Below are 12009 nucleotides of genomic sequence, written 5' to 3'. Positions count from 1 at the left end.
TCTGGGGGGAGGGGTGCGGAGGGCTCCAGCAGTGCCGACAGCTCGGTTTCCCGCGCGGCGATGTCCGCCTCCAGCCCCGGCGGCAGTGCCGAGGTCCAGATGCCGGGACCCGCGGCGAGCCTCTCCAGCAACTCGTCGGCGGTGGGACGGGCCTGCGGTGACTTCTCCAGGCAGGCGGTCAGCAGCGGCGCGAGCGTCCGCGGTACGCCGTCGAGCACGGGCTCCTCGTGGGCGATGCGGTACAGCAGTTGTGCGGCGGACGGTTCCTCGCCCGGGCGCAGAAAAGGCCCGTTCCCGGTGACGGCGTACACCAGGACCGCGCCCAGGGAGAAGATGTCGCCGGGCTCGGCCGATATCCCCCCGGTGACCTGCTCCGGCGCCATGTAACCGGGGGAGCCGATGACACCCCCGGTACGGGTGTGCCGGGTGTCGTCCGCGGCCCGGGCGATCCCGAAGTCGATGAGCAGCGGGTGACGGCGGGCGAGCAGCACGTTGGACGGCTTCACGTCGCGGTGCGCGAGCCCCGCGCGGTGCACGGCCCGCAGCCCCTCGGCGAGTTCGGCCGCCAGAGCTCGGACGGCGGACTCGGGCAGCGGGCCGTCGGACTCCACCCAGTCCGCGAGCGAGGGCGCGGCCACGTACTCCGTGGCCAGCCATTGCGGCCGTTGCCCCGCGGGGCTGTAGTCGACGACCGACACCGTCCACGGGGAGCGCACCTGGTCGCTGTTGGCGATCTCGCGGGCGAACCGCTGCTCGAATCCGGGGTCCAGCCCGAACTCGGTCCGTACGGTCTTCAGGGCCAGCGGACGACCGGACGCGGTGCGGGAGACAAACACCTGCCCCATTCCGCCGGCCCCGAGTCTCGCCAACAGGGGGTAGCCGCCGATGGCCGGCGGATCGGTGGGATCCAGACGTCTCATGAACCTCTCCGGGCGCTGCTCGGCCCGCAGGGGCGGGACACCGTGGGTGCGGGAGACGTAGCGCCGTCCGTGATGCACGCGGGCCCGTCCTGTACGCGATGCATTCATATCAGTTGGTGCGGCGCTGGCCTCCGTCGCCGGAATCGGTGAAATAGGCAGCGCTCTCCCGGTCAGCCGGGTAGTACGACTCGATCGCTACCTCGTCCAGGGTGATGTCCAGCGGGGTACCGAACGTGGTGATGGTCGAGAACAACCGCAGTTCTCGTCCGTCGAAGCGAATGATCATGGGGATCACGACCTCGGACTCGATCGGATGGCTCGTGTCCTCGGGGTCCGGCGCCAGAAGTTCCTCGTAGAGCGCGGTGAGCTCGGCGTCGGGAGCGGTGGCGAGCTGACGTGTGATCCGAGTGCGGAACACCGCACGCACGTCGGCGAGGTTGACGACCATCGGGGCGAACCCGCGCGGGTCCAGTCCCAGCCGCACCAGGTTGACCGGCGGTCGTAGCAGTTCGGGAGCAACGTGTGCGAAGAACGGGTCGACAGCCCGATTGGTCATCACGATGTTCCATCGTCGATCGAAGACCAGCGCCGGGTACGGCTCGTGCGCGGTCAGCACCCTCTCGAGCGCGTCCCGGGCTGCCGTCATCGCGTCACCGTCGAGCGGGCGCTCGGAGTACCGGGGTGCGAACCCGGCGGCGAGCAGGAGCCGGTTGCGATCACGCAACGGCACATCGAGCTGCGCGGCGAGCCGGAGGACCATGTCGGCGCTCGGGTTGGACTTGCCGGTCTCGACCAGACTGACGTGGCGAGCGGAGACGTCGGCGGCGATCGCAAGATCGAGTTGGCTGAGCCGTCGGCGCTGCCGCCATTGCCGCAACAGCTCCCCGACCGTGTACATGGTCGTCGAGGCTATGTCCTCGTAGAGCCGTGCGCCATGAAATCCGAGTTCATCGACAGCCATCGCAGGCGGCAGAAACACTGCCCTCATGACGACAGAGAACATGAGCACCGTCCAACGGGTGCTGGCTGAACTGGTCGCGACGGGCGAGGTCGATGCGCTTGAGGCGGCGCTGAGCGAGGACTTCGTCCATCACAGGCCGGATTCGACCTCGCGCACCAAGACGGAATGGCWCGCCGCTGTACGCGCGTCGCCGCTCGCTGACATGCGCGTCGACGTCCAACACCTGCTGTCCGGCGACAATTACGTCGTGATGCACTCGCTGCGCCGGCTTCCCAGCGCGGGGCTGGAGATCGCGGGCGTCGACATCTGGCGGTTCGACGACGGGCTGATCGCCGAGGCGTGGGAGATCCTCGAGCCGGCGGCTCAGGCAGCCGCCAATCTGGTGTGGTGGGAGCCTGCTGAGAACTGACCGGACAGCCGTCGTGTTGACGCCGACTCCCGTGCTGCTGCCGGGAGTCGCATCGGCCCAGCCCGCGGCGGCCGCCGACACCGCCGCCCAGGGCAAGCCGACGAAGCCGCCCGCGCGCGAAGAGGCGCGAGCAGGAACGGCTGGCGCAACTGTGGGGCAAGACGCCCTCGACGGCCTGCGCGACACCGCTCGCAGCGCCGCTCTCGGGAGGCGGGTCCGGTGTTCTCGCACATGCGGCCGGCCGGCACGTCGCGGCGGCCGACTGCGACGAGACGGAGGATGGCGGCGCCGCCGACGCCTGTCCACTCCCCACTCCCGGTACGGCAGGCCCCAGGCCCCGCGCCTGCCGCCGGCACGGGCGCCGACCGGCGCCGCTCGCCGTACGACGACTACCTGTGAACCCGGTGTGACGGCTCCCGGCACTCTCCCCGATCCGGCTTTCTGATCGACGAGATCGTCCGTGGGTGGGGGGCGGCGTTGTCYGCGGCRGCCCGCGGTGGGGGCGAAGGGGCCGTCCAGGGCTGCCCATTGCAGCAGCAGGATGGTCTTGCCGTCGGCGATGCGGCCGTCACGGGTCATGGCAAGGGCCTCCCCGAAGGGCAGTTCGAGGACCTCGATGTCCTCGCCGTCCTCCTCGAGTCCGCCGCCGGTCCCGGTCCGGTCGGCCGGGGTGTAGGGGGCGGCGAAGAAGTGGAGGCGTTCGGTGACGGATCCGGGGCTCATGTAGGCATCGAGGACATGGGTGAGCGGGCCGAGCGTGACGCCGAGTTCCTCAGCGCTCTCACGTCGGATGGCGGTCGGCGGGTCGTCCGTGTCGAGCAGCCCCGCAGCCGCTTCGACGAGCATGCCGTCGGGGTGGTCGTTGACGTAGGCCGGGTAGCGGAACTGACGGGTGAGCAGGACACAACCGCGTCCGGTGTCGTACGGCAGGACGACGGCGCCGTTGCCGCGGTCGTAGGTCTCGCGCTGCTGGGTCTCCCAACGCCCGTCGCGACGGCGGTAGTCGAAGGTGGTGCGGCGCAGCACATGCCAGCCCTGGGACGTGAGCTCGACGTCGCGAACCACGACGTCGGGGTTACGGGACAGGCCATGTCCGGCCCGGTCGAGGCCTGTGCGGCCGCGATGGTCGGGGGCGTCGATGCCGGGGCGGCCGGTCACGCGGTCTCCTGTGGGATGCGGCGGGGGATCTCGGCCACGTCGTGGTAGACGGGCAGGCCGCGGCGGCGGGCGGTGGCGACGTCCTGGTCGGCGCCGGCGGAGTCGCCGGGCAGGCGCAGCACGGCGTCGCAGTGGGCGAGGAGGCGGTCGGCGGTCGGGTAGAGCACCTGATCGGCGAGGGGGTCGGTGGGGCCGGCACCGGCTGAGTGCAGGACGGGCAGGGCGATCCACTCCCCGATCACCGGGAGGTGGCCGGCGGCGAAGACCGGCCAGGCGGCCGCTTCGAGGCGGGCGAGGTTGGCGGCCATGGCCTCGGGGGAGCCGTCGGTGCCGGAGCGGTAGGGCCCCGCGATCAGGATGAGCATGGGCTTGTCGGTCACAGGCGTTACGATACATGCAGAAACGTGCAAGAACAGGAGAGAGTGCGGATGCTGGCTGCTGAACGCCGTGACCACCTGCTCGGTCTGCTCGCCCACCAGGGCAAGATCGTCGCCAAGGACGTCGCGGCCGAACTGGGGATCTCCGAGGACAGCGTGCGACGCGACCTACGCGAGCTCGCGGCCGAGGGACTGTGCCAGCGGGTCTACGGCGGCGCGCTGCCTGTCTCTCCGGCCGTGGCGGACTACGCCGCCCGGCAGACCGTGGCGCCCGACGGCAAACGGAAGGTTGCCTCGGTGGCCGCCGGGCTGGTCCGGCCGGGCGGCACGCTGATCCTCGACGGCGGCACGACTGCCCTGGCCGTCGCCCACGCGCTCCCGCAGGACCTGGCCTGCACCGTGATCACCCACAGTCCGACGATCGCCGCCGCCCTGCTCGACCACCCGCAGGTCGAGCTCTTCCTCCTCGGCGGTCGCATCTTCAAGCACTCCGCGGTCGCCTGCGGTGCGGCCGCGGTCGAGGCGGCGCAGAACGTCTCCGCCGACCTTTGTCTCCTCGGCGTCACCGGCGTGCACCCAGAGGCGGGACTGACCACAGGCGACGCCGAGGAGGCCGCGATGAAGCGCGCGCTGGCTGCGCGGGCCGCGGACACCTACGTCCTCGCATCGTCCGAGAAGATCGGCACGGCGTCGCGGTTCCGCGTCCTGCCTTGGGACAAGGTCAGCGGCCTGATCACCGACGCCGAKCCGCACAACGCCGTCGTCGAGCAGCTCACGGCGCTCGGTGTCGAGGTCCTGGAGGCGGGCTGATTGCTGACTGGTGCGGCGAACTCGTTCATCGGCCGAGGGTGCGTGGCGGCAGTGGCTTTGAGCGCTACGTCCTGCTGCGCGGCGGCGTGAGGCTGTTGCGTCACCGAGCTGCCCGTATCCGCAGGGCTGTGACGGACCAGTCGATCAGCGGGGCGAGGCGTTCCGGTGCCGGCCAATCGTTGATCAGCGCGAGCAGCTGGAAGTACTGATCCCTGCGCGGATCGCTCGCGGCTTCCAGCCGGTCCAGCAGCCGGCAGTGCGGTTCGGCGTCATCGGGACAGCCATGGGCCTGCGCGCAGTGAGCGGTGAGCGCCGCGACGACAGGATCGGCCTGCGGCGAATCCGGGGTGATGCCGCACGCCACAGCTGGTCCCACGAGATCACGGGCGACGGCGATGGTGTCCGGGCGCGGTGGTGTGGGGGAGCCGACGGGCAGGTGGGCCGCATGGTCCTCGGTCAGGCGCCGCACACTGGCGCGGAAGTCCGGGTCCAGCGTCAGTTCCGCCAGCTCCACCCATGCCCTGACCTGCTGGTCCGTTGGGTTGTCGGGGAGCTCGGGTGTCATGGAGCGCCGGGCTGCGGCATAGAGGGAGCCGGTGTGGAGGCCACCGAAGACGGTGTCGAGGAAGTCGTCGATCAAGCGTCGGCGTTCGGCTTCGGACAGGGTGGCCAGCTGGTGCATGAGTTCCATCTCCTCGGGGGTGGGCTCGCGTTGGGCGGCGGCCGTCAGCACCGCCCGTCGCAGACGCAGGATGCTGATCTCCACGTCCAGTGCGGCGGCATGCTCCGCGGCGACTTCGCTGAGCGTGAGTTCCTGGTCCACGACCCGCCGGATCACGTCGAGACCGAGTCCCAGTCCCCGCAGTGTCCGCACGAGCGCAAGGCGGGCGACGGCATCCGGGGCGTAGCGCCGGTAGCCGGCGTGGGTGCGGTCGGCAGGCGCCACGATGCCGCGATCGGAGTAGAACCGGATCGTCTTGACTGTCAGCCCGGTGCGCTGGGCCAGTTCACCGATCGAGTAGAGGGTGCCGCCGTCCATGAGCCCACCTTCCTGTCTCCCCCTGCAGGAGACTCAAGTCCGCGCCCCGCGTCTTCACGCCCTGCTGTTGGCTCGCTGCTTCTGGAGGTGCGCGAACGCCTCAGGCCTGGCCGGATCGTGGCGACAGCAGCCGGCGGCCACGGGGGAGACCAGGACACAGCCTCCAGCGGGCGATGGCCCACCACCACATAGCGTCACCGAGGGAGGGCACGGGCCCGTCGGGCTCCGCGTCAGGACACGGCGAGGACGCAGAACTCGTGGCCCTCCGGGTCGGTCAGGCACGTCCACGGGACGTCGCCCTGGCCGAGGTCGAGGTCGGTGGCGCCCAGGGCCCGCAGCCGGTCCACCTCCGCTGCTTTGTCGTCACCGGGGTACGGCAGCAGGTCAAGATGGACGCGATCCGGCACCGTCTTCACGTCGGGCGTGCGGAGGAACTCCAGATACGGGCCGACACGCTTGGCGGAGCGCAACACCGCATGTTCGTCGCTCACCTCGTGCAGGGCCCAGTCCGTCGCCTCACCCCAGAACCGGGCCATGGCCCGCGGATCCGCGCAGTCGACGACCACCGCGGCGATCGGCCCGGTGTCCCGGTAGACCTCCCGAGGCTCCAGCACGCAGAACTCGTTGCCCTCCGGGTCGGCGAGGACCGTCCATGGCACGTCGCCCTGCCCCACGTCGACGGGCGTGGCACCGAAGGCCTTCAGACGCGCGACCAACTCCGCCTGATGGGCAGCAGAGGTGGTGGCGAGATCGAGGTGCACACGGTTCTTGGTCGTCGTCTTGGGTTCCGGGACGGGAACGACGTCAATGCCGACGACGACCGGGTCCGGCCAGACAATGCCGCCGACGGGCCCGACGTACGTGGTCACGCCAGGGCTGTAGGCACTCCAGCCGAGCGCCTCCGCCCAGAACCGGCCGACCGCCAACCCGTCAACAGCCTTCATGTTCACCTGAACCGGTCGCAGCGCCATGCCCACGATCCTATGCACCCGCAGTGCAGCGACCTCCGCGACAGGGTTTCCCGGCGCGGTCGCGCGGGCCCACTCCTGCTGACGCAGTTCGTGTGTCGTAAGTCCGTTCGTAGAATTCGGCGTTGACGTCGCCGGATCGCCCCCCATCGGTCAGCGCGACCCTTTTCGCGGCGTAGCCACAGCTACGCCTGGGCATCTCTCTGCCGTGCCTGGCGGATTCCTGCATGTCCCGGCCTGGGCCCAGGCCCTGGTGTTGGCTTTCGGATTTCTTGCATTCGGATTGAGCGGTCTTCTCGCGCGCCCCTGGTTTCGGCGGCACTTCGACGACGATTCCGACCACGACGAGCGCGTCACCTTCCTCGTCGAGGTCGTCGGCGTCTTCTACGCCCTGCTGGTCGGGCTGGTGGCGGTCGGCGCCTACGACCACTACGTGGAGGTGAAGAGGCTGGTCAATCAGGAAGCCTCACAGCTCACCACGGTCTATCGCGCGGCTCAGTCATTTCCCAACAGCCGCCGATGCAGACTCCAGTCGCAGGTACGCAATTACGCCGAGAACGTCATCGACGACGTGTGGCCGAAGCAGAAACAGGGAGAGATCGAGGAGGACCAGGGGAGACTGGACGCGGTGTTCGAGTCGCTGATGTTCTACAAGCCGCAGAATGACCAGGAATCCAATGCCCAGTCGGTCACCCTCCAAGCCTTCAACGAGTACAACAACCTTCGTCGTGAACGGCAGGGCGAGGTGGAGATCGGTCTGCTGCCCGTCCTCTACACGGTCCTATTTCTCGGCGCGGCTGTGACCCTCGCGGCGACCTGGGGCCTCGTCGGCGTCAGACTGATCGACCACATGGCCATCACCGGCCTCCTGTCGCTCTTCATCGGCGTCTTCCTGTCCCTGATCGTCGCGCTGGACTACCCCCTCCAGGACAGCAACTCGATCCCGCCCAAGCCCTGGCAGGTCGCGCTCACGAAGGGAATGGGGGCGCCCGCCGAGGGCCAGAAGCAGGTGTCCACCTACTTCGGAGAGTCGACGGCGGACCGGGTCCCGGGCTGTCTTCTGAACGTGTCCGACTACGTGTCGTTCGCGAACTCGGAGCAACTCCCGCAGTGAGGTACTGATGCCGAACAGGCGCGGTGGGCGACTGACCCGGATGGCGCTGTCGGGAGCCCTGCTCGCCTCGCTCGCGCTCGGCCCGGCCGCCTGCACAGGGGACTCCGCGGACGAGGACGGCACCACGGTCACGGTGGCCGCCGTCGACTTCATGCGCACCATCGACGAACTCGTCGACGACTTCGAGAAGGATCACCCGGACACAAAGGTGAACCTCGTGTTCCTGCCGGAGAACACGCTGCGGGCCCGGGTGCCGAGGGACATCGCCTCCGAGGTCGGCCACTACGACGTCGTCGCCATCGGCCCCTACGAGGCACCGATCTGGGCATCGCGGGGATGGCTGACCCGCCTCGACACCCACGCGGCCCGAGGCGACTACGACATACGGGACTTCATCCCGACCGTACGCAAGGCGCTGTCGTACAACGGCCGCCAGTACGCGGTGCCGTACTACGGTGAGTCGTCCTTCCTCATGTACCGCGAGGACCTCTTCGCGAAGGCCGGCCTGACCATGCCGGCGCACCCGACCTGGCAGCAGGTCGCCCGGCTGGCGGCGCAACTCCACGACCCCGGCAGCGGCGTCGCCGGGATCTGCCTGCGCGGCGGCCCCGGCTGGGGGAACCTCCTCATGCCGCTGAACACGGTGATCCTGACCTTCGGCGGCCGCTGGTACGACGAGCACTGGAACCCGCGGCTCACCTCGCCGGAGACGAGGAAGGCGGTGCGGTTCTACGTCGACCTGGTCCGCCGCCACGGCCAGCCCCGCGCCTCCGAGAGCGGGCCCGCCGACTGCCTGGCGACGATGCAGCAGGGCAGGGCGGCCATGTGGTACGACAGCACGGCCCTCGCCGGCAATCTGGAGGACCCGAGGCACAGCAAGGTCGCCGGCAGGATCGGCTACGCCGCCGCGCCGGTGGTGCGCACGGCGAGCTCGGGCTGGCTGTGGGCCTGGTCACTGGCCATCCCGGTCACCGCCAAGAACCCGCGGGACGCATGGGAGTTCGTCGCCTGGGCAACGTCCAAGGGCTATCTCAGGCGCTACGGCGAGAGGCTCGGCTGGGTACGCGTGCCACCCGGCAGCCGCCTGTCCACCTACCGTCTGCCGCAGTACCGGAAGTCCGCGCAGGCCTTCGTCGAACCGACCCTGGACGCGCTCGCCGCGGTGAACCTCAAGCGCCCTGGCATGCATGAGCAGCGGTGGACCGGCATCTCGTACGTCGGCATCCCGGAGTACGCGGGCCTCGGCAACCGGGTGTCCGCGGAGATCTCCGCCGCGATCGCCGGCCGGCAGACGGTTGATGAGGCGCTGGCGAAGTCGCAGTTGTTCGCGCGGGATGTGGTTGAAGGCGGCGGATACCGGGACTAGCGGCAGTTGGTTGTCCGGCAAGGAGGGGTGGGCCCCGGCCTCCCGGGTGGGAGGCCGGGGCCGGTGGGGGAGTGTCAGCCGACCTTGAACACGGTCAGTACGGCGGCGTGGTCGGAGGTCCAGAGGTTGTCGGCAGGGTTGGTCTGGGACGGGTTTCCGGTCCAGAGCGTCTCGGACGACAGGACGGTCAGCGGGCCCTTGTAGTGGATGAAGTCGATCCGGTCCTGCGGCTCGGGCTCACCGGCGTGGCTGTCGTAGCCGTAGCCGCCGGTGAAGGTCTTGTAGACCGGGGACCAGGTCGCGCCGGGGTCGGTGGCGGGGTTCGGGTGGGCCTGACGGTAGGAGTCGGTGAGACCCGCGTTCTGCACGGCGACCGAGGTGGGCCACGGGACGGCACCGTAGCCGCAACGGCTGTTGGCCGCGGTCCAGTCGAGGTGGGAGGCGGCGTTGAAGTCGCCGACCAACAGCACCGGAGTCGACGCCGAGGCCGCGAGGTCGCCGTTCATCGCTGAGACGATGGAGGTGATCTCACCGGTCCGGCCCGAGGACGCTTCGCGGTCCTTCAGCTGCTGCACGGTGAGGTGGCCGAAGCAGGCGTCGTACGGCCCGTACGGGGTGTAGCCGAGGTGGGCGCTCCACAGCCGCAGCGACCGGGAACCGAGGTCGATGGTGGCGGCAACGGCCGAGCCGGCGACCGTGGGCGTGGTCGCGGTGATCGGGTATCGGCTGATGACCGCCTGGTCGCTGTTCTGGTAGTAGCTCCAGCCGAGCGCGGAGGCGATCTGCTGGGCGGCCGTTGCGCTGTTCTCCTGCACGCCGACGACGTCGACGTCCTTGTCGAGCAGGAACTTCAGTTCCTTGTCGAGCCCGCCGTTCACCATCGTGCCGCCGTGCCACAGGTTCCAGGTCAGTGCCCTGAGCTGCGGGACGAGCACACCGGACTGGACTCGGATCGTCACGGTGGCGTCAGTGGTGTTCCCGGCGGAGTTGGAAGCCCGCACCCCGACGGTCACGGTTCCCGCCGCTGTGGGCGTCCCGGACACCACACCCGCCGAAGACACGGACGCCCACGCCGGGCCGGAGGTCTTGCTGAACGTAAGCCCGGTCGTGTTGCCCCGCACGAGACCGGCGACCGTCGCGCTGTAGGGGGCAGAGACCTTGCCGTTGCGCAGCGGGAACGCGGTGGACACCCACGACGGCGCGGCAGTGTCCACCACCTTGAACGAGACAGGCTGCGCGAGCCAGGTGTAGCCGTCGTTGTGGAGGTAGTACAGGACGTAGTTGCCGGGGGTCAGTCCGGTGGTCGACAGCGAACTCGTGCCGCTCGTCCCGGGCGTGTACACCCACTTGGTCGAGGGCCCGACATAGGTCTGGTTGACCGGCCCGTTCCCCGGATCGGAGTAGAGACCGACCCAGTTCTTGGCGTTGCTCGACGTTGTCGTGTAGCTGAACGAGACGGGCGAGCCCGCCGTGACGGTCGCCGAGGTCACGTTGAGCGTGCCGGACGGCGCGGCGGCCTGGGCGGGTCTGATGAACAGCAAGGCGGCTGCGAGAGCCATCACAAGTGCCAGGAGTCTGCGCATGGGCGCTCCTTGGGGAGAGGGATGGGCGCCCACGGTGGCCTTCGGAGGTGGAATTCCGGTGGCCTCCAGTCGACTTCCCGCCCAAACCGAGCCAACTTGTCTGAACAAGTGAGCATCTCTCTGTCTCGATTTCCCTGTACTCCCCAAACTCCGTCCCTCGTGCTGCGCACTCGCGACGGGCCGGCCCGGGTATGCCTCCAAGGTGGCGCTGCTCGCCGCCTCCCCGCCCATGTGCCCCAGCCCATGTGTCCCACATCACACGCTCCAAGCGCAGCGTTCCGCCCGCTCCACAGCCTTTTCCAAGGTGTAGGGAACCGGCGACAACAGGGGCGTGTGAATGGAGCGGGCTCGGGCCGGTGAGTTCGATGAGTTTGTGGCGGCCCGCTGGTCGGGCTTGTTCCATCTCGCGCGGCTGCTCACCGGAGGGGATCGACATCGGGCCGAGGACCTGTTGCAGGAGTCCTTGGTCAAGTTGTGGTTCGTGTGGGCGAAGGTCGGCGAGGAGGCGCCCGAGCCGTATGTGCGCAAGGTGATGGCGCGGGCCGCCGCGCGGTCGGCGCGGCGGCGCTGGTGGGGCGAGCGCCCCGTCGAGCAGGTGCCCGACATGGCCGTCACCGGCGATGTGTCCGCCACCGTCGCCGAGCGGTCCCGTCTCGAGGCCGCCCTCGCGCAGCTCACGGCACGGCAGCGGGCCGCCGTGGTGCTGCGCTACTACCAGGACCTGCCGGACCGGCAGGTCGCCGAAGCGCTGGGATGCCCGGTGGGCACCGCCCGTTCGCATGCCGCCCGGGGTGTGGCGCGGTTGCGGCAGATCCTGGCCGACGTCAACGAGCCGGTGGGGTGAGCCATATGGAGGACCTTGAGATGGATCACTTCGAGCGGCAGCTCGCCCTGATGATGCGGTCCACGGAGGAGCACACCCCTTACGAAGTCCGGCAGCAGGAACGGCTGCGTGGGGGCGTACGGTCTCGGCGCCGGCTGCGCGCCGCCCGGAACGCCGCGGGCTCCGTCCTCGCGGTCGCCGCCATCGGGCTCGTGCTCCTGCTGCGGCCCGAGGGCGCCGAACACGTCGAGCCCAGTTCCCCCCGCCCCGAGCCCGCAACCAGCKCCACCAGCTCCGAGCCGGGCCCCTCGCCCACGCTGAACTCGACGCACTCGCCGAGCGCGCCGCCCTCCACGGCGGACGGCGGCGCCGCCACGACCACGTCCCCGCCTCCCGCGACCGAGAGCGCCACGACCGGGGCCACCTCTCCGCCGCCGACCGGCACCACCGAGACGGCCTCACCGCCGGTGAACACCACGAC

12 protein-coding genes and 1 pseudogene are annotated in these 12009 nt (G+C 69.9%); 6 read left to right on the top strand and 7 right to left on the bottom strand.

From position 1 onward, the window contains the following. On the bottom strand, window positions 1–920 hold a 920-nt coding region (locus tag EAO75_RS32815; RefSeq protein ID WP_187284677.1), incomplete at its 3' end, for a serine/threonine-protein kinase. 109 nt (window positions 921–1029) lie between these two features. After that, window positions 1030–1818 (bottom strand): helix-turn-helix transcriptional regulator, encoded by a 789-nt coding sequence (locus tag EAO75_RS32810; RefSeq protein ID WP_147998816.1) that lies wholly within the window; start codon window positions 1816–1818, stop codon window positions 1030–1032. A gap of 88 nt (window positions 1819–1906) precedes the next feature. Between EAO75_RS32810 and EAO75_RS32805 the strand changes: the two genes are divergently transcribed. Beyond that, window positions 1907–2290 (top strand): nuclear transport factor 2 family protein, encoded by a 384-nt coding sequence (locus tag EAO75_RS32805; RefSeq protein ID WP_147998807.1) that lies wholly within the window; start codon window positions 1907–1909, stop codon window positions 2288–2290. 489 nt (window positions 2291–2779) lie between these two features. Here the strand turns inward: EAO75_RS32805 and EAO75_RS32800 are convergent. After that, a pseudogene (locus EAO75_RS32800) lies at window positions 2780–3448 on the bottom strand (NUDIX domain-containing protein); the annotation flags it as partial. Continuing rightward, window positions 3445–3828: a DUF4406 domain-containing protein gene (locus EAO75_RS32795; RefSeq protein ID WP_187284676.1), complete on the bottom strand. Its 384-nt coding sequence runs from the start codon at window positions 3826–3828 to the stop codon at window positions 3445–3447. The pseudogene EAO75_RS32800 and the gene EAO75_RS32795, both read right to left, overlap by 4 nt. Window positions 3829–3876: 48 nt before the next feature. Between EAO75_RS32795 and EAO75_RS32790 the strand changes: the two genes are divergently transcribed. Further along, a complete protein-coding gene (locus EAO75_RS32790) occupies window positions 3877–4635 on the top strand; it encodes a DeoR/GlpR family DNA-binding transcription regulator (protein ID WP_187284675.1) in 759 nt (252 codons plus the stop codon). Window positions 4636–4735: 100 nt separating this feature from the next. Here EAO75_RS32790 and EAO75_RS32785 read toward each other — a convergent pair whose 3' ends face one another. Continuing rightward, on the bottom strand, window positions 4736–5674 hold the full coding sequence (locus tag EAO75_RS32785) for a MerR family transcriptional regulator (protein ID WP_147998806.1): 939 nt from the start codon (window positions 5672–5674) through the stop codon (window positions 4736–4738). 230 nt (window positions 5675–5904) lie between these two features. Beyond that, window positions 5905–6645 (bottom strand): VOC family protein, encoded by a 741-nt coding sequence (locus EAO75_RS32780; protein ID WP_147998805.1) that lies wholly within the window; start codon window positions 6643–6645, stop codon window positions 5905–5907. Window positions 6646–6925: 280 nt separating this feature from the next. Between EAO75_RS32780 and EAO75_RS32775 the strand changes: the two genes are divergently transcribed. After that, window positions 6926–7756, top strand: coding sequence for a DUF4239 domain-containing protein (locus EAO75_RS32775; protein ID WP_187284674.1), 831 nt, complete (start codon window positions 6926–6928; stop codon window positions 7754–7756). Between the two features lie 7 nt (window positions 7757–7763). After that, window positions 7764–9122 (top strand): ABC transporter substrate-binding protein, encoded by a 1359-nt coding sequence (locus EAO75_RS32770; RefSeq protein ID WP_261989513.1) that lies wholly within the window; start codon window positions 7764–7766, stop codon window positions 9120–9122. 74 nt (window positions 9123–9196) lie between these two features. On the opposite strand, the gene EAO75_RS32765 is transcribed toward EAO75_RS32770, so the two are convergent. Further along, window positions 9197–10705 carry an endonuclease/exonuclease/phosphatase family protein gene (locus EAO75_RS32765; protein ID WP_187284673.1) on the bottom strand — a complete coding sequence of 503 codons (1509 nt, stop codon included), beginning with the start codon at window positions 10703–10705 and terminating at the stop codon, window positions 9197–9199. Between the two features lie 337 nt (window positions 10706–11042). Here EAO75_RS32765 and EAO75_RS32760 point away from each other — a divergent pair, with 337 nt between their 5' ends. Then, the gene (locus EAO75_RS32760) at window positions 11043–11549 is read left to right on the top strand and encodes a SigE family RNA polymerase sigma factor (protein ID WP_147998802.1); all 507 of its coding nucleotides are present in this window, start codon (window positions 11043–11045) and stop codon (window positions 11547–11549) included. Between the two features lie 20 nt (window positions 11550–11569). Then, the coding region (locus EAO75_RS32755) for a hypothetical protein (protein ID WP_147998801.1) at window positions 11570–12009 on the top strand (440 nt) is incomplete at its 3' end.

Source organism: Streptomyces sp. UW30, from assembly GCF_008042075.1.
Taxonomy (GTDB): Bacteria; Actinomycetota; Actinomycetes; order Streptomycetales; family Streptomycetaceae; genus Streptomyces.
This window is presented reverse-complemented; position numbering and strand designations above follow the sequence as displayed.